Source organism: Nocardia rosealba (genome assembly GCF_020216065.1).
GTDB lineage: Bacteria > Actinomycetota > Actinomycetes > Mycobacteriales > Mycobacteriaceae > Nocardia > Nocardia rosealba.
The window spans coordinates 184,895-205,811 of sequence record NZ_JAIWNA010000005.1 but is presented as its reverse complement, the minus strand read 5'-3'; the positions used below and the strand labels follow the sequence as shown (position 1 = coordinate 205,811).

Below are 20,917 nucleotides of genomic sequence, written 5' to 3'. Positions count from 1 at the left end.
ACGAAGCGGTCAATACATACCCAAAAGTTTGCCGAAGAAACGCCCAAATCGCCGAATGCTTCCTTGGTGTTCATCGGTGGGTTACTTTGGACTGTCATTGGCATGCGGTTATGGAGGGTAGATCGTGCGTCGTTCAGGTGTTGCTGCTTCAGTGCTGGCATTCGCCATCGCGTTCATCGGTCCGGGCGTTCTGCAGCCCGCACCCGCCGCGGCCGCGGACATCGTCGGGGAGCGTGCGCTCACCCCGAACCGCACCGCGATCACCGTCACCTCGCCCGCGATGGGGCGCAATATCGAGCTGCAGGTTCTGCACCCGGCGGGTGGCGGAGCGCGCGGTACGTACTACCTGCTCGACGGCCTCGATCCGGGCATCGGCCAGAGCACCTGGACCAATGCCACCGACGCCGAGGCGTTCTTCCGTGGCAAGCACGTGAACGTGGTGCTGCCGATGGGCGGGCAGGCCAGCTACTACACCGACTGGATCGCCGACGACCCGCGTTTCGGCCGGTACAAGTGGGAAACGTTCCTCACCCGTGAACTGCCGGGCCTGATCGACGCTCGCTTCGACGGCAACGGCGTGAACGCCATCGGTGGCCTGTCGATGGGCGGCAACGCGGCCTACATCCTGGCCGCTCGCAACCCCGGCCTCTACCGGGCCGTCGCCGGCTACAGCGCGTGCCCCGACATGGGCATGGCGGCGGGCGCGATGATGTTCTCCATCACCAACCGCGGTGGTAACCCACTCAATATGTGGGGTGCGCCGGGCAGTCCCGAATGGGCGGCGCACGACCCGGCCCAGCTGCTCGACAACCTGCGCGGCAAGGCGCTGTACATGTCGACCGGCACCGGCATCCCCGGCCACCACGAGGCCCAGCTCAAGCCTCAGCTGCCGGAGAACATCGTTCTCGGTGGCCCCATCGAGGTCGGCGTCAACGGCTGCATGGCTTCCTTCGGCCAGCGGCTCGCGGCCGCGGGCATCGGGGCCGACATCGACTACCACCCTGTCGGCACCCACTCCTGGGGTTACTGGCAGGACGCCCTGCACCACTCCTGGCCCACCATCGGACCCGCTCTCGGGGCCTAACGTGTCGAGCGGCGGCGCAGCAATGCGCCGCCTGCCACGGCCAGGATCGACAGTGCCACGGCGACAAGGACGTAACCTGCGGGGAAGCCGAGGATTTCGACGTACTCCTTCTCGACTACGCGGTCGCGCACTGCGGTGTCGGTGTCGGCCGGGCCGAAGGTGAAGTCGGTGGTGATGGTGGCGGGGCGGGGAATGGAGACCGACAGTTCGGTCAGGTAGGTCTTGCCCGCGGCGAGCGCGATCAGATCAGGGTCGGTGAGTGCGCCCACGGGGGAAGCGAATTCGGTCGTGGTGAACTGGGATTCGGTGTCGGCGTCGGTGCGGGTCAGGCGGTGGTCGCCGAAGACGTAGAGGTGCACCGACTGGGGAGTGGTAGCCGCCGCCGACATGCGCATCGGGTAGACGAGGCGATCGGAATCGAAGGTGAGGCGCACCGGGTCCAGGGCGCCGTCGAGGGGTTCGGGGCTGGTGAGCCGCATGGCGACGAACGACCAGCCTTCGCGCAGGTACGGTTCGAGGGTGGCGCTCACCTCGGGGCGCAGTTGATAGCCGTTGGCGGACAACCATTCCCGCACACCGGTGAGGTCACCACCGCGCAGCGTTGTCGCCTCGAGCGGACCCAATCGCACCTGGCCGAGCACCTCTGGACCGGAACCCGGTGCGCCACCGGAGGACTCGTACCTGTCGCTGTCGAACCAGTACCGGTCGACCACCACCTCCGGCGCGGTCAGCCGCGACAGCTCGGCGAACGAAGCCGCACTACCCGCCGACACCGTGGCAGGCGTGGGCGTCGGCACGATCAACGCCGCATCGGCACCGGTGAACCGCATCCCCAACCGCATCAGAATGGTTTCGCGTCGACCGTCCCAACCGAGCACGGCGGTCTCACTGTCCACCCGCGCCGAGCCGTCGCCGCTCACCACCCCGCCACACGCACACGCCACCGCGGGCGCCACGACAACCGAACCGGAAGCCAGCAGCAGCGCACCGGCGACAACAAGCGAACGAACCGTCCCGCGAATCCCCATGCGAGCAGGTTACGGACCCCGCCCCGAGCCGCCATCCGCAGAAATACTCACCGCCATGAGCGGGGCGGATCCCGGTGACGGCCGAGTTGGCGGGCCGGGGTCGGGGGCGGCGACTACGGTGGACACATGGCTGGCGAGAATCAGACGGTGGTGTCGGCGCCGATCGCGAAGAAGGTGCCCGTCGAACGGGTGCACCACGGTGACACGTTCGTCGACGAGTACGAGTGGCTGCGGGACAAGGAAGATCCCGAGGTCATCGCGTACCTGGAGGACGAGAACGCCTACACCGCGGCGCGCACCGATCAGCTGCAGCCCCTGCGGGACAAGATCTTCGACGAGATCAAGGCGCGCACCCAGGAAACGGACCTGTCGGTGCCGACCCGGCTGGGGGAGTACTGGTACTACTCGCGCAGCTTCGAGGGCAAGCAGTACGGCGTGCACTGCCGCTGTCCGATCGACGCCGAGGCCGAGGGCATCGACGCCTGGACGCCGCCGCAACTCGAGGTCGACACCTCCATCGAGGGTGAGCAGGTGCTGCTCGACAGCAATGTGCTCGCCGAGGGCCTCGACTTCTTCGCACTCGGTGCGTTCTCGCTGAGCCACGACGGCAACCTGCTCGCCTACTCGGTCGACAGCACCGGCGACGAGCGCTACACCCTGCGCATCAAGGACCTGCGCACCGGCGAACTGCTGCCCGACGAGGTCGTCGGCGCCGCACCGGGGGCCACCTGGTCGCTGGACGGGACGCACATCTTCTATCAGACCGTCGACGAATCCTGGCGCCCCGACACCGTATGGCGGCACCGCGTCGGCACCGCGTCCACCGACGACGTGAAGGTCTTCCACGAGCCGGACGAGCGCTACTGGGTGAGCGTCGGCGCCACCCGCTCCGAGAAGTACCTGATGATCTGGCTGGGTTCCAAGATCACCACCGAGGGCTGGGTGCTGGAGTCGGACACCCCCGAGGGCGAGTTCCGGGTGCTGCTGCCACGGCGCGAGGGTGTGGAGTACTCGGCCGAGCACGCGGTGATCGCGGGTGCGGACCGTTTCCTGATCCTGCACAACGACGTGGTCGACGGCGTGAAGGCGGAGAACTTCGTGCTCGCCGAAGCGCCTGCCACCGACCCGTCGAACATGACGATCCTGATCGGGCACCGCGAGGACGTGCGGCTCGAGGACATCGATGCCTTCGCCGACCACCTGGTACTCGGCTACCGCCGCGGCGCCCTGCCCCGCCTCGCGGTGTGGCCGCTCACCCCCGCGGGCTACGGCGAGCTGACCGAACTCGAGTTCGGGCTCGAATTGTTCTCCGCCGGTATGGGATCCAGCCCGGAGTGGGAGCAGCCGACGCTGCGGGTGGGTGTCACCTCGTTCATCACCCCGATGCAGGTGTTCGACTACGTGCCCGCCACCGGGGAACTGCTGCTGCGCAAGGAGCAGCCGGTGCTCGGTGGCTACAACGCCGAAGACTATGAGCAGCATCGTGATTGGGCAGTGGCCTCCGACGGCACCCGCATCCCGATCTCGCTGATCCAGCGGCGCGATCTGCCCGCCGGGCCCAAGCCGATGTTGCTGTACGGGTACGGCTCCTACGAGGCCAGCATCGATCCGTCGTTCTCGGTGTCGCGGCTGTCGCTGCTGGAGCGCGGCATGGTGTTCGCGGTGGCCCATGTGCGCGGCGGCGGCGAGATGGGCCGGCTCTGGTACGAGCACGGCAAGACCCTGTCGAAGATGAACACCTTCACCGACTTCGTCTCCGTCGCAAGCCATCTCGTCGACGCGGGGACCACCGCACCCGACCGGCTCGTCGCCGACGGCGGCAGCGCGGGCGGTCTGCTGATGGGCGCGGTGGCCAACCTGGCGCCGGAGCTGTTCGCGGGCATCCTGGCCAATGTCCCGTTCGTCGATCCGCTCACCTCCATCCTCGATCCGTCGCTGCCGTTGACGGTGATCGAGTGGGACGAGTGGGGTAATCCGTTGGCCGACAAGGACGTCTACGAGTACATGAAGTCGTACTCGCCGTACGAGAACGTCGAGGCCAAGGACTATCCGCCGATCCTGGCGATCACCAGCCTCAACGACACCCGTGTGCTGTACGTGGAACCGGCCAAGTGGGTCGCCAAGCTGCGCGCCACCAAGACCGGTGACAGTGAAGTGCTGCTGAAAACGGAGATGAGCGCGGGCCACGGCGGGGTGAGCGGCCGCTACGAGAAGTGGAAGGAAGTCGCGTTCGAGTACGCCTGGGTGCTGGACACGGTGGGCCTGGCCGACAAATAGACGCTCGCCGACAAATAGACGCTCGCTACTGTTCATCGCGCAACCACGCTGCCGTCACCTCCGGCTGCCATCGTTGACACATGAACGGCGAGCTGATCGTTTCGGTGTCGGGAATCCGGGATACCACGCGCGATGCCGCGATCGAGTTCGCGGAGCTGATGGATCAGCGCGGGGTGCGGCTGTCGTTGCTGGTCGCGCCCCGGCTGAAGGGCAAATACCGGCTGGTCGACGATCCGGCGACGCAATCGTGGTTGCGCGGGCGGCGGCTGGCCGGTGACGCCATCGTGCTGCACGGCTACGACCAGGCGGCCACCAAGTCGAGGCGGGCCGAATTCGCCACGCTGCCCCGGCACGAGGCGACGCTGCGGCTCAAAGCGGCCGATCGGGTGATGGAACAGGTGCAGTTGCGCACCCGGCTGTTCGCGGCCCCGCGCTGGGACGCCTCCGCCGGTGCGCTCGCCGCGCTCCCCGACGTGGGTTTCCGCCTCGCCCTCGGCCTGACCACCATGCTCGACCTGGAAAACAATGTGGCGCAGCGTTCGCGGGTGTACGGCATCGGCGAGGGCTTCCGGGCCGAACCCTGGTGGTGCCGGGCGCTGGTGATGGGCGCGGCCCGCACTGCCCGGCGCGGCGGCGTCCTGCGCCTGGCGATCTCGGGGGCGCAGTTGCAGCGCTCGGGCCCGCGCCAGGCAGTGCTCGACGCGGTCGACCTCGCGCTCTACCACGGCGCCCGGAGCACTGTTTACCGCTGGGAGCCGGTCCCGGCGAGCAAAGCCGCCTGACCGGCCCCGCCGCGCGCGTATCGGCGATCACCCGCGCGCGGCGGCGGCCTATCGGCTGCCCCTGCCTGCGCTGTCCGAATATTCGCGCTGTAATCGTGCCCGTTTCGAAGCCGCCGGTCGGCTGCCACACGGTTACGATCCTCGAGCGTTATTCGAGGGTTTCCGCTAGTTGTGCGAACACGGCAGGAGGCAGCGCTGATGACGGGCACCGCGACGAAAGCCGCGACCACCACGAAATACCTGTCCTGGGTGACATTGGCGCTGATGACCACGAGTTCGGTGGCGAGTCTGCGGTCCGCACCGACAATGGCCGTCTACGGACTTGCCTGTGTTTTCCTCTACATCGTTCCCGCCGTTCTCTTCCTCATGCCGACCTCGCTGGTCGCGGCGGAATTGGCATCGGGCTGGGACGGCGGGGTCTACAAATGGGTGGGCGACGGCCTGAGTAAACCGCTGGGTTTCCTCGCGGTGTGGTGCCAGTTCGCCATGACGATTTTCTACTATCCGAGCCTGCTGGCTTATGTGGCAAGCACTTTCGCCTACATCATTCATCCCTCGCTCGCGTCGAACGGCCCGTACGTGGCGATCGTGATCATCACCGTCTACTGGGCGGGGGTGTATGTGTCCTCGCGCGGCACGACGACGGTGGCCGGGTTGTCCAGCATGGGACTGATCATCGGCACGCTGGTTCCCGGCACGCTGCTCGTCGTCCTCGGGCTGGTATTCCTCGGCCAGGGCAATCCTTCGGCGGCACCGATGGACTCGGCGCATCTGCTACCGGCCTGGACCGGCCTGGCGAGCCTCGTCTTGATCGTGAACAACTTCCTGTCCTACGCGGGAATGGAGATGAACGCGGTCCACGTGTCGTCGCTGCGCAATCCCGGCAAGGAATTCCCCAAGGCCATGGCATTGGCGGCAGGGTTGGTGCTGGTCATCTTCATCCTGCCCGCGCTCGCGATCAGCTGGGTGGTGCCCTCGGCGAGTTTGAGCCTGACGGCCGGGGTGATGCAGGCGTTCGACGGATTCTTCAGCCACTTTCACATCGGATTCCTCACCCCGATCGTCGGCATCGCCCTGGTGGCAGCCGCACTGGGCGGGATGCTCACCTGGCTGGCCGGACCGTCCAAGGGGCTGCTGCTGATCGGGCGGAGCGAGGGCTATCTGCCGCCGGTTCTCACCCGGCTCAACAAGCACGGTGTGCAGCAGAACATGCTGGTCGCCCAGGGCGTTTTCACCACGGCCATCGCCTTGCTCTACGCACTGATTCCCAATGTGTCGAGCGCGTACTGGATTCTGTCGGTGATCACCACGCAGGTGTATCTCATCATGTATGTGCTGATGTTCGCCGCGGCCGCGAAATTGCGCCGCGACGACCCGGATCATCCCCGTGGTTACCGGGCGCCCGCGTTGTACGCGCTGTGTCTGCTCGGATCGGTGTCCTCGGTGGCGGCGTTCGCCATCGGATTCGTGCCGCCCTCGCAATTCGGCAGCGGTAGTCCGCTGGTGTATTTCGCGATCGTCGGCGGTGGAATGGGCATCGTCGGGCTGCTCATTCCCTATCTGTTCTACCGGAATCGCCGGGAAAGCTGGAAGATCGCCGTTCCGCAGGAGGCTCAGTGATGAGTACCGCAGATGCCCCCGACCGCACCAGGATCTGGATATACCTCACGGCCGCCGTGCTGCTCGTCGTCTTCGCCTTGATCGGGCTGCTCACCTTCGACGAAATCCACCGGAACAACGAAGCGACCGCGAAAGCCCAACAGCTGCACAGCAATTTGCTCGCCGCAGGCCTGCCCGCACCCGAGCCGGATGTCATCGCCTCGGCGCTCGGTGACGACGGTGGTTCGGTGTGCCAGGACCCGGACGCGGCCCACATCAAGGCGAAATACCAAGCCGCACTGAGCAATGGCGCCTCCGGGCCCGGACAGCGCCCGGTGATCGGCTCGAAGGAGGCCGCCGAGGCGGTCGGCCAGGCGATCGCCGTCTACTGCCCGCAACACCTGGCCGACTACCGTGCACATCTCGACACCCTGCATCTCGACGACACGACGAAGTGAGGCCACGATGACCAAGGCTCCCGATGTCGACGCGCTGCGCGCCAAGGTTTCCGGACTCATGGGCGAGGCGAAAAGCGACCTCGCACAGCTGGTTTCGTTCCGATCCGTGGCCGACCCGCGCCAATTCCCGGCGGAAGGCTGCACGCAGGCAGCGCAGTGGGTGGCCGATGCTTTCACCGAGCTCGGGCTGACGGTCGGCCTGCACGAGACGCCCGACGGCAGCCAGGCCGTCATCGGGCACCGGCCGGGTCCGCCCGGCAGCCCGACGGTGCTGCTGTACTGCCACTACGACGTGCAACCACCACTCGATGACCAGGCATGGGAAACCCCGGTCTGGACGCTCACGGAGAAGGACGGCCGCTGGTACGGGCGCGGCGCCGCCGACTGCAAGGGCAATATCGTCACCCACCTCACGGCCCTGCGGGCGATCGGCCCCGACTTCCCGGTCGGCATCAAGCTGGTGGCGGAGGGCTCGGAGGAACAGGGCACCGGTGGGCTGGAGAAATTCGTCGTCGCGAATCCCGAGCTGCTCACCGCCGACGCCATCCTGGTCGCCGACTGCGGCAATTTCGCCGTCGGCCTGCCGACCTTCACCCAGACCCTGCGCGGTCAGGTGAATGTCGTCGTCACCGTGACGACCCTCGCCGGGCCGATGCATTCGGGCATGTTCGGTGGGCCCGCACCCGACGCGCTGGCGGCGATGATCCAGCTGCTGTCGTCCCTGCGTGACGAGCACGGCAACACCACCGTCGACGGCCTCACCGCCGACCAGCAGTGGACCGGGGTGCAATACCCGCCCAAGGACTTCCGGGCCGACGCGGGCGTCCTCGACGGCGTGGACCTGATCGGCGGCGGCACCGTCGCCGACATGCTGTGGGCACGTCCGGCGCTGACCGTGCTCGGCATGGACGTGCCCGCCGTGGTCGGCTCGTCGGCGGCGATCCAGCCGAGCACAAGGGCGCGGCTCAACCTGCGCATCCCGCCCGGCACCGACCCGCAACACGCCTACGAACTATTGGAAAAGCACCTGCGGGCGCACACACCGTGGAGCGCGCGGCTCGACATCGAACTGGAGGGGCTCGGCGAACCGTTCGTCGCCGCCGAACACGGCCCCGCCCGCGACGCCATGTCCGAGGCGATGGCGACCGCGTACGGCCGACCGGCCACGACGGAAGGTCAGGGCGGTTCCATCCCGCTGTGCAATGTCTTCGCCGACACCTACCCGAAGGCCGAGATCATGCTGATCGGGGTCGAGGAACCCAAATGCCTCATCCACGCGCCCAACGAGAGCGTCGATCCGAGCGAGATCGAGCACATGGCGCTGGCCGAGGCGTTGTTCCTGAGTACCTACGGGCGCTAGAACTGGTCCTGGTCCTCGGGGTCGATCACCCGGAACTCGGTACCGGCCGGTGCCATCTCGGCGAGGCGGCCGAAGTAGATGCCGTGCGCGGAGCGATCGATGATGCCGAAATGGATCGGCAGGGCGGTGCGTGGGTTGACCGCGCGCAGGTAGTCGACGGTGTCCCAGATCCGCATCCACGGGGCGACGGCCGGGATGGCGAGCACACCGACCGGCACCGGCGGCACCCACAGCGAGTCACCCGGATGCACCAGCTGGGCGGGATCGGCGGCGGTGCCCAGCTGGAAGACGGTGTTGTCGATCACCGGGATCTCGGGGTGGATCACCGCGTGGCGGCCGCCGCCACCGGTGATCTGTAAGTCGCCGATGTCGAGCACCTGACCGGCCGATACCGGCTCCCAGCCCTCGCTGCGCTGCTGGGCGGTCTGCGGGTCGGACAGCAGTCGCGCGCCCGGATTGGCGTCGATCAGGTCGGCGATCCGGTTCGGGTCGATGTGGTCGGGGTGCTGGTGGGTCACCGCGATCGCGTCCAGACCGGTGATGCCCTCGAACCCGTGCGCGAACGTGCCGGGATCGAACAGCACTTTCGCGCCGTGCAGTTCCACGAGGATGCAGGAATGGCCGAAGTGGGCGATACGCATGACCCGATGCTAAGCGCCACAGACCCCGGAGGGCTGGCACGACGGCCGGGTCAACTAGGATTTCTGAGGTAACCCCCACACCACATGAGGAGCATTGCGTGGCACGAGTCGTGGTCGAGGTCATGCCGAAGGCCGAGATTCTGGACCCCCAGGGGCAGGCCGTGGTCGGCGCGCTCCCACGTCTGGGATTCGCCGGCATCTCGGATGTACGGCAGGGCAAGCGATTCGAGCTCGAGGTGGACGACAGCGTCTCCGACGCCCAGCTCGAACAGATCGCCGAGGCGCTGCTGGCCAATACGGTGATCGAGGACTGGAAGGTCGTCCGGGTCTCATGAGTGCTCGCATCGGGGTCATCACGTTCCCGGGCACGCTCGACGATGTCGACGCGGCCCGCGCGGTGCGCCTGGCGGGCGCCGACGCGGTGAGCCTGTGGCACGCCGACGCCGACATCAAGGATGTCGACGCGGTGATCGTGCCCGGTGGCTTCTCCTACGGCGACTACCTGCGCTGCGGCGCCATCGCCCGGTTCGCGCCGGTGATGGGCGAAGTGGTCCGGGCCGCCGGTCAGGGCCTGCCGGTGCTCGGCATCTGCAACGGCTTCCAGGTGCTGTGCGAGGCCGGGCTTCTGCCCGGTGCGCTCACCCGCAACGAGGGCCTGCACTTCATCTGCCGGGACGAATGGCTCACGGTCGAGGCGACGAACACCGCCTGGACCTCGCGGTACGAGCCGGGCGCGCAGATCCTCATCCCGCTCAAGTCGGGCGAGGGCCGTTTCCAGGCGTCGACGAAGGTGCTCGACGAGCTGGAGGGGGAGGGCCGCGTGGTGTTCCGCTACTCCGGCGAGAACCCGAACGGTTCGCAGCGCGGAATCGCCGGTATCTCCTCGGCCGACGGCCGGGTCGTCGGCCTGATGCCGCACCCCGAGCACGCCACCGAGGCGCTCACCGGGCCGAGCGACGACGGTCTCGGGATGTTCTTCTCCGTGATCGACAGCTTCGTCAACGCCTGAATCAGTCCAACCGGTCGATGATGTCGAAGTCGACCCCGTCGGCCCGCGCCAGGTGCGTGGGGCCGACGGCCTGATTGCCGAGGAAACCGCGCCGGGTGGCCGGACTGTCGACCGCGAGACCCTCGGCCAGCCGGGCCTGCAGGGTCGGCACGTCGAGCGTGCCGACGGTGTCGGCCACGCTGCGCAGCAGATGCACCGCCTCATAGGTGGAGTTGCCGAACGTTGTGAGCCCCGGGGCGAATTTCCCCTGGTGGCGGCGGTAGCGGGCGCGGCGGTCGTCGCTGTCGTCGAGGAAGAAACTCGAGGCGACATACAGATTCGTATTGGCGCCGGGCCCCGCGCTGAGCAGCACGTTCTCGTCCACGGCGGGGCTGAGGCGCGGTAGGAAAGTCGGTAGTCCCACGGCGGTGAACTGCTTGTTGAAGCGCGCGGTGTCGGCACCGACCATCAGGATCAGGACGGCGTCGGCGAACAGCAGGGCGGGTTCGTCGAGGAAGCTCGCGAAATCCGTGGTGCCCATCGGCACATAGCGTTCCAGCACGATATCGGCCGGTGAGGGCAGCGCGCGACGCAGCGCGTGCGCGGTCTGGCGCGGCCAGACGTAGTCGTTGCCGATCACCGCCCAGCGGCGCACCCCCAGCTCCCGGCCCATCCACGCGGCGGCGGGCACGGTCTGGTGATCGGGATGTTCGCCGACCATCAGCACGCCCGCGCGTTCGTCGGGCAGGCCTTCGTGATCGGTGGCGTACAGATACGGCACCCGGCTGTCGACGGCCGTGGCCACCGCACGGCGCACGGCCGAGGTGTGCCAGCCGGTGATCGCGCCGACCATTCCGGTGGCCAGCAGTGCCTCGACTTCGTTGGCGACCACGCTCGGTGGGCGGCCGCCGTCGATGGTCGTGAGCCTGATCTCGCGGCCGAGAATTCCTGTGCCGCTGTTGATTTCGTCTACAGCCAGTGATATCGCCGCAGTACACGACGGTGCGATGATGCCACCCGGGCCCTGGGTGGGCACGATCGAGAGAATCTCGATCGTCTCATCCCGGCTCTCGTCGAAGGTGGGCATTCTGTACTCTATCGCCTAGCTCGAGCAGCCTTGTTCGAATGAATTTCTCGGCAGGTGGGAATGCGATCGGTGTCCATCATAAGTGGCTGTTCCACACTGCACGGCGCGCTGCGCTCGGCAGAGCGAAATTGGGTTCGCCGATTAGACGCGGCGCTGTCGGCCGACAATCTCACCGATGACCACTGGGCGATTCTCACCCAGCTGTCCACCGAGCACGGCGTGACCATGTCGGAGTTGGCCTCGCAGGCCCGCCTGGCCCCGTCCTCGGCCACCCGGCACGCCGACAATCTCGCCGAGCGCGGCCTGATCTTCCGCGTCGCGGCAACCGATGACCGGCGCCGGATTCTCATCGGACTGAGCAGCCTCGGCGCCAAGCTCGTGGCCAAGATCCGGCGCGAGGAACAGCTGGCCGAAGAGGAGTTGAAGGCGCGGCTGGGAGCCCGACGCTACAACGATCTCGTGGCTGCGCTCGCGGTGATCGCCGACCAGTAGCGGGTGCCGGTCCCGGCGTTCGGCCGCCGGAGCCGACGGTATTGCCCCTAGGATCGGCCCTATGCCGGTATCTCTGACTGCGGCCACGGCCAGTGGATTGTGTGCGTTCATCGATGCTTCGCCGTCGCCTTTTCATGTGTGCGCGACCGTCGCGGCGGAATTGGATGCCAATGGCTTCACGCCGTTGACCGAGGCGCAGTCCTGGGACGACGCGGGTGGGAAACACTATGTGGTCCGTGGCGGTTCGCTGATCGCCTGGGCCGATTACGACGCGGCGCCCGCCGACCCGTTTCGCGTGGTCGGGGCGCATACCGACAGCCCCAATCTGCGGGTGAAGCAGCATCCGGATCTGGCCGGGTTCGGGTGGCAGCTGGTCGGGCTCGAGCCCTACGGCGGTGCCTGGCTGAATTCGTGGCTCGACCGGGAGCTGGGGATCTCGGGGCGGCTGAGTGTGCGCGACGGTGCACGGATGCGCGACGTGCTGGTGCGCGTCGACGAACCGATTCTGCGGGTGCCGCAGCTGGCGATCCACCTGTCCGAGGACCGGCGCGGGGTGACGCTCGACCCGCAACGCCACGTGAACGCCATCTGGGGCATCGGTGATTCGCCCGCCTCGTTCCTGGATTTCGTGGCCGAGCGTGCCGGGGTGGACGGCGACTCGGTGCTCGGCTGGGAACTGATGACCCACGATCTGGCGCCGAGCACCATCGTCGGCCGCCGGCACGACCTGGTGAGCGCGCCGCGACTGGACAATCAGGGCACCTGTTACGCCGGACTGCAGGCGTTCCTCGCCGCCGCCGACGACCCCGGCGCGGCCACGGCGGTACTGGTGATGTTCGACCACGAGGAAGTGGGCAGCCAATCCGATCGCGGCGCCCAATCGGATCTGCTGCCCGCCGTGCTCGAGCGGATCGTGCTCGCCCGTGGCGGTGGACGCGCGGACTATCTTGCCGCGCTCGCCGGTTCGGTGGTCGCCTCCGGTGACATGGCCCATGCCACGCACCCGAACTATCCCGACCGGCACGAACCCGCGCACCGGATCGAGGTCGGCGGCGGGCCGGTGCTCAAGGTCAATCAGAACCTGCGCTACGCCACCGACGCCGCCGGTGCCGGTGCGTTCGCGCTGGCGTGCGCCCAGGCCGAGGTGCCGTTGCAGCGATATGTGCACCGCGCCGACCTGCCGTGTGGATCGACCATCGGCCCGATGACCGCGGCCCGCACCGGCATATCCACTGTCGACGTGGGCGCACCGCAGTTGGCCATGCATTCGTGCCGCGAACTGATGGGCGCCGCCGACATCCCCGCCTACGCCTCGGCGCTGGCCGCCTTCCTCACGCCGACGCCCCTGGACTGAGGCCGATAGGTGATCACGGCGTACACCAGGACCGCGAAAGTGGCCCACACGTAAGTACTTCCGATGATCTGCTGCCACCACGCCCAGTCCAGCTCGTGATCGCGGTTGTGCGGCAGCAACCATTGCGGGCCGATGATGAAGACCACCGTGAACACGGCGACCAGCGTCGTGAACGCGCGCGAACGCCTGCGCACCGCCAGGTCGACGGCGACGACCAGCGCCAGGGCCACCCACACCCAGTGATGCGACCACGACACCGGCGAGACGAGCAGGATCGCGGCGGCGTTCACCAGCATGGCCGCCACGTCGCGGCCCGCCTCGATGAGCCGGTACATCCATACCGCTGCCAGCGTGATCGTCAACGCCGACAACAGAACCCAGAGCGCGGTGGCCACCGAGGAGTCGATGCCCAGTCGGTACAGAGTGCCCTTGATCGACTGGTTCCCGGCGAAATACGGAGTGCCGATGCGGCCGGTGTCGGTGACGGTGTGGAACCAGTACTCGACCGAATCACTCGGGAAGAGCAGGAAGCCGACGCCGACGGCGCCGGCGGCCGAAACCACAAGCGTCGCCGCGGCTTTCCAATCGCGGCGCAGCAGGAAATACAGCAGGTAACCGGCCGGGATCAGCTTGATCGACACGGCGATGCCGATCAGCATTCCGCGCGGCCAGAACGGTTTGCGCACCAGGATGTCGACGGTGACCGCCGCCATCAGGATCAGGTTGATCTGCCCGAAATTGACCGTCTGCCGCACCGGTTCCAGGAACTGCGCCAAGCCGAGACCGGCGATCACCACGGCGAGCACCGTGATCCGGTCGAACTCGGGCCGCACCCGGATGAGCACGAGCCACAGCGCGATCGCCAGGCTGAGCAACGAGGTGGTTAGCACGAGCACCTCGGCCGCGACCAGCGGCAACAGGGCGAGTGGGACGAAGAACAACGCGGCGAGCGGGGGATAGGTGAACGGCAGCCCGAGCCCGCGCACCGGCGGCATCGGTCCGTAGAGGTCGCCGCCGTCGAGCCAGACACGGGCACCGGTGCGGTACACCTGCAGGTCGATGAAGGCGGTCCACCAGTTCGCAGCGAAGGCGATCACGCCGGAGACCACGAACAACGCGATCGCGGCGGCCAGCAGGCGCCGTTGCCGACCCGGCCGCGAGTTCTGTTCCCGATCCCGGGCGCCCGACGCGATGCGCGCGGAAAACGGCGGCTCTACCTGCTCGGCAACCCCCGGACTTTCGTTCACGGCGCCAGCGTAACGGGTGCTCACCGCGGTGAACCGCAAGTGTGATCAGACCGGATCCGCGCACCACCGGCGGCCGGGGAGTACAGGCGGCGGGCCGCGACGGCCCTACCGATAGACTCGGAGCCAAGTTCCCCCCGGCCGAAAGGACCCTGGTCTCCCGTGACACTGCAGGTCGACACCGTCGCCACCGCCGCAGCCACCCCGGATGCTCCGCAGCCGTACAAGGAACTCGGTCTCAAAGACGACGAGTACGCCCGCATCAAGGAGATTCTCGGCCGTCGGCCCACCGACGCCGAGCTGGCCATGTACTCGGTGATGTGGAGCGAGCACTGCTCCTACAAGTCCTCGAAGGTGCACCTGCGCTACTTCGGTGAGACCACCACCGACGAGATGAAGGCCTCGATGCTGGCCGGCATCGGCGAGAACGCCGGTGTGGTCGACATCGGCGACGGCTGGGCCGTCACCTTCAAGGTCGAAAGCCACAACCACCCGTCGTACGTGGAGCCGTACCAGGGCGCGGCCACCGGCGTCGGCGGCATCGTGCGCGACATCATGGCCATGGGCGCGCGCCCCATCGCGGTGATGGACCAGCTGCGCTTCGGCGCGGCCGACGCCCCCGACACCCGTCGCGTGGTCGACGGGGTGGTGCGCGGCATCGGCGGCTACGGCAACTCCCTCGGCCTGCCCAATGTCGGCGGCGAGACGGTGTTCGACGCCTCCTACCAGGGCAACCCCCTCGTGAACGCGCTGTGCGCCGGCGCGATGCGCGTGGAAGACCTGCACCTGGCCTTCGCCTCCGGCGCGGGCAACAAGATCATCCTGTTCGGTGCGCGCACCGGCCTCGACGGCATCGGCGGCGTGTCGGTGCTCGCCTCCGACAGCTTCTCCGGCGACGAGTCCGGCACCGGCCGCAAGAAGCTGCCCGCCGTGCAGGTGGGCGACCCGTTCACCGAGAAGGTGCTCATCGAGTGCTGTCTCGACCTGTACAAGGCCGGCCTCGTGGTCGGCATCCAGGACCTCGGCGGCGCCGGACTGTCCTGTGCCACTTCCGAACTCGCCGCAGCGGGCGACGGCGGCATGCACATCGACCTCACCAAGGTGCCGCTGCGCGCCAAGCACATGACCCCCGCCGAGATCCTGTCGAGCGAGTCGCAGGAGCGCATGTGCGCGGTGGTCACCCCCGAGAACGTCGACGCGTTCATGGCGGTGTGCAAGAAGTGGGACGTGCTGGCCACCGTCATCGGTGAGGTCACCGACGGCGACCACCTCGTCATCAGCTGGCACGGCGAGACCGTGGTCGACGTGCCGCCGCGCACCGTCGCCCACGAGGGCCCGGTGTACGAGCGCCCGGTGCAGCGCCCGGACTACCAGGACGCGCTGATCGCCGACACCACCACGAACCTGCCCCGGCCCAAGACCGCCGACGAGCTGCGCGAAACCCTGCTGACCCTGCTGGCCAGCCCGCAGCTGTGCAGCCGCAAGTGGATCACCGAGCAGTACGACCGCTACGTGCGCGGCAACACCGTGCTCGCCGAGCACGCCGACGCGGGCGTGGTTCGCATCGACGAGACCTCGGGCCGCGGCATCGCCCTGGCCACCGACGCCTCGGGCCGCTACACCAAGCTCGACCCCTACACCGGCGCCCAACTGGCGCTGGCCGAGGCCTACCGCAACGTCGCGACCACCGGCGCCACCCCGAAGGCCGTCACCAACTGCCTGAACTTCGGTTCGCCGGAGGACCCGGGCGTGATGTGGCAGTTCCAGCAGGCCGTGCGCGGCCTCGCGGACGGTTGCGCGGCGCTCGGCATCCCGGTCACCGGCGGCAACGTGAGCTTCTACAACCAGACCGGCAAGGACGCCATCCTGCCCACCCCGGTGGTCGGCGTGCTCGGCGTGATCGACGACGTGCACCGACGCATCCCGACCGGCCTCGGCCTCGAGCCGGGTGAGTCGCTGATCCTGCTCGGCGACACGCACGACGAACTCGACGGCTCCATCTGGTCGCAGGTGGTGCACGGTCATCTCGGTGGTGTGCCGCCCAAGGTCGACCTGGCCCGGGAGAAGCTGCTGTCGGAGGTGCTCGTCTCCGGTTCGCGCGACGGCATGATCTCGGCCGCCCACGACCTGTCCGAGGGCGGTCTCGCGCAGACCGTCGTCGAGGCCGCGCTGGCCGGTGAAACCGGTTGCCGCATCGTGCTTCCCGAGGGCAGCGACCCGTTCGTGCAGCTGTTCTCCGAGTCGGCCGGGCGCGTGCTCGTCGCGGTGCCGCGCTCGGAGGAGACCCGGTTCACCAAGATGTGCGACGCGCGGCAGCTGCCGTGGGTGCGCATCGGCGTGGTCGACCAGGGTTCGGATTCGATCGAGGTGCAGGGCCAGTTCTCGGTGACGCTCGCGGAATTGCGTGAGGTTTTCGAGGGCACGCTGCCTAAGCTGTTCGGAGCGCACACCTAGAGCAGGAGGAGCCGAGCTTGACCACATCGGAGACGAGCTCGGCACCCACCGGCGCCACCGCTGCACCCGCCGACAACCCGTTGTTGCGCGGAGTGCACCTGGCGGAACGGTTCTTCCACCCGAACTACACCGGGTTGCTCGTGGCGACCATGCTGTTCGGCTGGTCGCTCACACCGTCGCTGCTGCCGCGCGACTGGTTCTTCCAGGGCCTGGTCAGCGGTATCAATGCCACGATCGGGTACGGCCTCGGGTGTGCGTTGGCCTGGGCTTGGCGGCGGTGGGTGGTGCCGCGGGTGACGGTGCCGGAGCAGCTCGCCGCGTGGTGGGCGGAGCGTCCGCGGTGGACGCCGATGGCGGTGAAGGCGCTGATCGTGGTGGCGTGCGTGGTGTTCGCGGTGCTGATGTCGATCCAATCGGGTCGCTGGCAACGCGAGATCACCGATCTGATGGGGATGGCGCCGGTTTCGGACTCGTACGCGCGCACGGTGCTGCTCGGCGCCGCCGTGGTGGGGCTGCTGATCTGGATCGCGCGTGGAGTGCGCAAGTTGGTGCGTGCGGTGGCGCGCGGTCTCAATCAGTGGATCCGGGTGCCCGCGTCGTTCGCGCGACCGCTCGGGGTGCTGATCGTGGTGATCGGCGCGGTGCTGCTGTTCAACGGCGTGCTGGCGAAAGCCTTTTTCACCGTGGCGAATTCGGCGTTCAGCGCGCGCAACAGCCACACTTCCGCGCACGCGATCCAGCCGACGCTGCCCGAACGGTCCGGCAGCCCCGGCTCGCTGGCGGCGTGGGAAACGCTCGGTTCCGAAGGCCGCTGGTTCGTCTCGAACGCACCGACCGCCCTCGCCATCAGCCAGGTCACCGGCAAACCGGCCCGCGAACCCATCCGGGTATACGCGGGGCTGGAATCGGCCGACGGATTCGAGGCGCAAACCGACCTGGCCGTGGCCGAACTCGAACGAACCAAGGCTTTCGACCGCAAGGTGCTGGTGGTGATCAGCACCACCGGCACCGGCTGGGTCGACTCGACCAGCGCCGAATCGGTCGAGTTGATGTTCGGCGGGGACAGCGCTCTGGTCGCCACCCAGTACTCGTACCTGCCGAGTGCGCTGTCGTTCCTGTCCGACCGGGACAAGTCGATGAGCATGGGCCGCATGCTGTTCGACAAGGTGTACGAACGCTGGTCGACGCTGCCCGAGAACGCTCGGCCCAAGCTGCTCGTCTACGGGGAGAGCCTCGGTTCCCAGGGGTCGGAGGGCGCGTTCTCCGGGCTGGCCGACATCCGCAACCGCACCGACGGTGTGCTCTGGGTCGGCCCGCCCAACTCCAACCGGCTGTGGTCGGAATTCGTCGCCCGCCGTGATCCGGGGACCGACGAGATCACCCCGATCTTCGCCGACGGGCTCTCGGTGCGCTTCGCCGCCAGCGCCGATCAGCTCGCCCGGCCGTCGGACAACTGGACCGATCCGCGCATCGTGTACCTGCAGCACGCCTCGGACCCGGTGGTGTGGTGGTCGCCCGACCTGCTGTTCAGCAGGCCCGACTGGCTCACCGAGAAACGTGGTCCCGATGTGTCACCGGCGATGTCGTGGTATCCGATCGTCACCTTCTGGCAGGTGGCGGCGGATCTGCCACGCGCGCAATCGGTCTCGAACGGACACGGCCACAACTACGGGAACCTGGTGCCCGATGCCTGGGCAGCGATCGCTCGACCACCGGACTACACACCGGAATTGGCGCAGCGGATCCGGCTGTTCCTCGACGAATCCGCGGCCACCGAGCATCAACTGAAGTAGCCGAACCCCTCGATCGGCTACTTGCGGCTACGACACCGACTTGAACGGATTGTGTTCGGCGATCAGCTGTTCGATGCGTGCCTCGTCGAGGCGGCTCATCACGGTCTGGGTTTCCTGCTGATCGCGCACCACCTTGGCGAGGGTGAAGCAGCTCGTCACCAGGAACAGGCCCGACATGGCGAGGAAGGCGCGCTGCCAGCCGTCCAGCGGCAGGTAGGCGATGCCCGCGCCGGTGCCGAACAGGCTGACGGCGAAGGCGATTGCGGCCTGGGCCATGTAGGCCGTGGTGTTCTTCGGCTTGGCATTGGGAGTGCTCATGGAACAAGCATGGGCGGCGCAGGATTCGCGCGGGCGCGTGAAACTACTCACCGGCGATGGGTACTTGCCGAAAGTGACCGACCCACCACTCACAACGACTGCCCCTGGCGCGCCCGCCAGCCATACTTGATCGGTGTCTGCGACCGGGTCGACCCTCGTCACGCTGCGTACGCGCGGCAAGCGGGTGGTGCGGCGCGTCGAGGACATCGTCGATCTGAACTACCCCGGACTCGTCGTCGCCACCCTGTTCTTCGCGCTGTCGGTGACGCCGTCGCTGGTGCCGCGCGACTGGCTGTTCCAGGGGCTCATCAGTGGGATCAACGCGGCCATCGGCTACGGGCTCGGGTGCGTGCTCGAGTGGGGGTTGCGGCGGTGGGCGCGGCCACGGATTCCGCTGGCGGGGCCGCCTGACCGGGTGCGATACGCCATCAAGGCCGTGGTGCTGGTGGTGTGCGCGGTCGTGGCGGCCGGGATGCTCGTGCAGTCGGCGCGCTGGCAGCGGGAGATCACCTCGCTGATGGGGATGGAGGGCACGACCACCCCCGCGTATCTGCGGACCGGGCTGCTCAGTGTGGCCGTGGGGGTGGCGGTGGTCGCGGTGTATCGGACGGTGCGCGCGCTGATCCTCGTGCTGGCCCGTCAGCTCAACCGGTGGGTGCGGGTGCCACGCGAATTGGCGCCGTCGGCCGGGGCATTGGTGCTGGTGGTGTTCGCGGTGACGGTGTTCAACGGGGTGGCCTCGCGGGCGTTCTTCGCCGTCGCCAACTCCGCGTTCAGCGTGCGCAACGACCGGACCACCGAGTACGCGGTGCAGCCCGTGGCACCGGAGAAGTCCGGGAGCCCGGCTTCGCTCGCGCCCTGGGAGACACTCGGTTTCGAAGGGCGGTGGTTCGTCGCCAACGGTCCCGATGCCGCCGACATCACCGCGGTGACGGGAAGGCCTGCGCGCGAACCGATCCGGGCCTATGTGGGGTTGGAATCGGTGCGCGGGGAGCAGACGGCGGCCGAGCTGGCGGTGGCCGAACTCGAGCGGACCAAGGCCTTCGAGCGGGCGGCGATGGTGCTGGTGACGACCACCGGGACCGGGTGGGTGAACGGGATGGCGGCCGGTTCGCTCGAATATCTCTACGGAGGTGACACGTCGATCGTGGCCACCCAGTACTCGTATCTGCCCAGCGTGTTGTCGTTTCTGTCCGACCGGGAGAAGGCCGCCGCGGCGAGCCGTGAGCTGTTCGACGCGGTGTACCGGCGGTGGTCGGCGCAGCCGGAACAGTTGCGGCCCAAGCTGTTCGTCTACGGGGAGAGTCTCGGGTCGCAGGGGTCGGAGGAGGCCTTCGACGGGCTGGCCGATCTGCGGGAGAAGGTCGACGGGGCGCTGTGGGTAGGGCCGCCCAATTCCAATCGGCTGTGGCGGCAGTTCGTTGCCCGGCGCGATCCGGGTTCGCGAGAGGTGGCGCCGGTGTATGCCGACGGGCTGGTCGTCCGGTTCGCCGATGACGCAACGGATTTCGACTCCCCAGAGGTATGGCGCGAGCCCCGCATCGCCTACCTGCAGCATCCCTCCGACCCGATCGTGTGGTGGTCGGCGGACCTGATCCTCACCCGGCCGGACTGGTTGCGTGAACCACGTGGTGACGATGTGTCGACACAGATGCGATGGGCGCCGTTCGTGACGTTCTGGCAGGTCACGGCCGATCTGACCAATGCGCAAGGGGTGTCGGACGGGCACGGGCATCGGTACGGGAGCCTCGTGCTGGACGGGTGGTTGGCGGTGACGGGGCAGTCGGTGAGTGCCGATGTGGTCGAGAAGGCCAGGGTGGCAGTGGAATCCGCCGAGAAGCTGGAGCGGGAGGTGAAGTGAGAGCCGGGGAGAACGTGATTGGGGCCGGGCGGGAAGCGGGCACCGGGATCTGTGCGAATGAATCGGGTGCCGGGGTCTGGACGGTACCGGTAACGGG

The 20,917-nt window shown here is 67.9% G+C and carries 18 protein-coding genes; 13 read left to right on the top strand and 5 right to left on the bottom strand.

What is annotated here, in order from left to right:
- Positions 1-151 precede the first annotated feature (151 nt).
- Positions 152-1,084, top strand: coding sequence for an alpha/beta hydrolase (locus LDL21_RS19990; protein ID WP_225281303.1), 933 nt, complete (start codon positions 152-154; stop codon positions 1,082-1,084).
- Here LDL21_RS19990 and LDL21_RS19985 read toward each other — a convergent pair.
- On the bottom strand, positions 1,081-2,112 hold the full coding sequence (locus LDL21_RS19985; RefSeq protein ID WP_225281302.1) for a DUF2330 domain-containing protein: 1,032 nt from the start codon (positions 2,110-2,112) through the stop codon (positions 1,081-1,083). The two genes, LDL21_RS19990 and LDL21_RS19985, sit on opposite strands and share 4 nt — an antisense overlap.
- A 126-nt stretch (positions 2,113-2,238) precedes the next feature.
- Here LDL21_RS19985 and LDL21_RS19980 point away from each other — a divergent pair, with 126 nt between their 5' ends.
- The 5 genes from LDL21_RS19980 (at position 2,239) to LDL21_RS19960 (ending at position 8,588) form a co-directional block, all read left to right on the top strand.
- Positions 2,239-4,389, top strand: coding sequence for a S9 family peptidase (locus tag LDL21_RS19980; RefSeq protein WP_225281301.1), 2,151 nt, complete (start codon positions 2,239-2,241; stop codon positions 4,387-4,389).
- A gap of 80 nt (positions 4,390-4,469) precedes the next feature.
- A complete protein-coding gene (locus LDL21_RS19975; RefSeq protein WP_067640755.1) occupies positions 4,470-5,171 on the top strand; it encodes a DUF2334 domain-containing protein in 702 nt (233 codons plus the stop codon).
- 198 nt (positions 5,172-5,369) lie between these two features.
- Positions 5,370-6,791 carry a glutamate/gamma-aminobutyrate antiporter GadC gene (gene gadC, locus LDL21_RS19970; protein WP_225281300.1) on the top strand — a complete coding sequence of 474 codons (1,422 nt, stop codon included), beginning with the start codon at positions 5,370-5,372 and terminating at the stop codon, positions 6,789-6,791.
- Entirely contained in the window at positions 6,791-7,228 is a 438-nt protein-coding gene (locus LDL21_RS19965; RefSeq protein WP_067640759.1) for a hypothetical protein, read from the top strand. Before gadC ends, LDL21_RS19965 begins: the two co-directional genes overlap by 1 nt.
- A gap of 7 nt (positions 7,229-7,235) precedes the next feature.
- Positions 7,236-8,588: a dipeptidase gene (locus tag LDL21_RS19960; RefSeq protein WP_225281299.1), complete on the top strand. Its 1,353-nt coding sequence runs from the start codon at positions 7,236-7,238 to the stop codon at positions 8,586-8,588.
- Here the strand turns inward: LDL21_RS19960 and LDL21_RS19955 are convergent.
- Positions 8,585-9,229 carry an MBL fold metallo-hydrolase gene (locus LDL21_RS19955; RefSeq protein ID WP_067492318.1) on the bottom strand — a complete coding sequence of 215 codons (645 nt, stop codon included), beginning with the start codon at positions 9,227-9,229 and terminating at the stop codon, positions 8,585-8,587. The two genes, LDL21_RS19960 and LDL21_RS19955, sit on opposite strands and share 4 nt — an antisense overlap.
- Before the next feature lie 98 nt (positions 9,230-9,327).
- Here LDL21_RS19955 and purS point away from each other — a divergent pair, with 98 nt between their 5' ends.
- Positions 9,328-9,564 carry a phosphoribosylformylglycinamidine synthase subunit PurS gene (gene purS, locus LDL21_RS19950; protein WP_056818769.1) on the top strand — a complete coding sequence of 79 codons (237 nt, stop codon included), beginning with the start codon at positions 9,328-9,330 and terminating at the stop codon, positions 9,562-9,564.
- Positions 9,561-10,238: a phosphoribosylformylglycinamidine synthase subunit PurQ gene (purQ, locus tag LDL21_RS19945; RefSeq protein ID WP_181698715.1), complete on the top strand. Its 678-nt coding sequence runs from the start codon at positions 9,561-9,563 to the stop codon at positions 10,236-10,238. Before purS ends, purQ begins: the two co-directional genes overlap by 4 nt.
- Before the next feature lies 1 nt (position 10,239).
- Here the strand turns inward: purQ and LDL21_RS19940 are convergent, their stop codons facing one another.
- Positions 10,240-11,304, bottom strand: coding sequence for a substrate-binding domain-containing protein (locus tag LDL21_RS19940; RefSeq protein ID WP_225281298.1), 1,065 nt, complete (start codon positions 11,302-11,304; stop codon positions 10,240-10,242).
- Between the two features lie 60 nt (positions 11,305-11,364).
- On the opposite strand from LDL21_RS19940, the gene LDL21_RS19935 reads away from it, so the two are divergent.
- Positions 11,365-11,796 (top strand): MarR family winged helix-turn-helix transcriptional regulator, encoded by a 432-nt coding sequence (locus LDL21_RS19935; protein ID WP_181698713.1) that lies wholly within the window; start codon positions 11,365-11,367, stop codon positions 11,794-11,796.
- Positions 11,797-11,857: 61 nt separating this feature from the next.
- Positions 11,858-13,150: a M18 family aminopeptidase gene (locus LDL21_RS19930; RefSeq protein WP_225281297.1), complete on the top strand. Its 1,293-nt coding sequence runs from the start codon at positions 11,858-11,860 to the stop codon at positions 13,148-13,150.
- On the opposite strand, the gene LDL21_RS19925 is transcribed toward LDL21_RS19930, so the two are convergent.
- Positions 13,102-14,397: a glycosyltransferase 87 family protein gene (locus tag LDL21_RS19925; RefSeq protein WP_225281296.1), complete on the bottom strand. Its 1,296-nt coding sequence runs from the start codon at positions 14,395-14,397 to the stop codon at positions 13,102-13,104. The genes LDL21_RS19930 and LDL21_RS19925 overlap by 49 nt on opposite strands.
- Positions 14,398-14,556: 159 nt before the next feature.
- On the opposite strand from LDL21_RS19925, the gene purL reads away from it, so the two are divergent.
- Together purL and LDL21_RS19915 are read left to right on the top strand one after the other, a co-directional pair.
- Positions 14,557-16,848 (top strand): phosphoribosylformylglycinamidine synthase subunit PurL, encoded by a 2,292-nt coding sequence (purL, locus tag LDL21_RS19920; protein WP_225281295.1) that lies wholly within the window; start codon positions 14,557-14,559, stop codon positions 16,846-16,848.
- Between the two features lie 17 nt (positions 16,849-16,865).
- A complete protein-coding gene (locus tag LDL21_RS19915) occupies positions 16,866-18,641 on the top strand; it encodes an alpha/beta hydrolase (RefSeq protein ID WP_225281294.1) in 1,776 nt (591 codons plus the stop codon).
- A 27-nt stretch (positions 18,642-18,668) separates the two neighbouring features.
- On the opposite strand, the gene LDL21_RS19910 is transcribed toward LDL21_RS19915, so the two are convergent.
- The gene (locus LDL21_RS19910; RefSeq protein WP_067492324.1) at positions 18,669-18,959 is read right to left on the bottom strand and encodes a YiaA/YiaB family inner membrane protein; all 291 of its coding nucleotides are present in this window, start codon (positions 18,957-18,959) and stop codon (positions 18,669-18,671) included.
- Positions 18,960-19,092: 133 nt separating this feature from the next.
- Here LDL21_RS19910 and LDL21_RS19905 point away from each other — a divergent pair, with 133 nt between their 5' ends.
- Positions 19,093-20,820: an alpha/beta hydrolase gene (locus LDL21_RS19905; protein ID WP_225281293.1), complete on the top strand. Its 1,728-nt coding sequence runs from the start codon at positions 19,093-19,095 to the stop codon at positions 20,818-20,820.
- Positions 20,821-20,917: the final 97 nt, after the last annotated feature.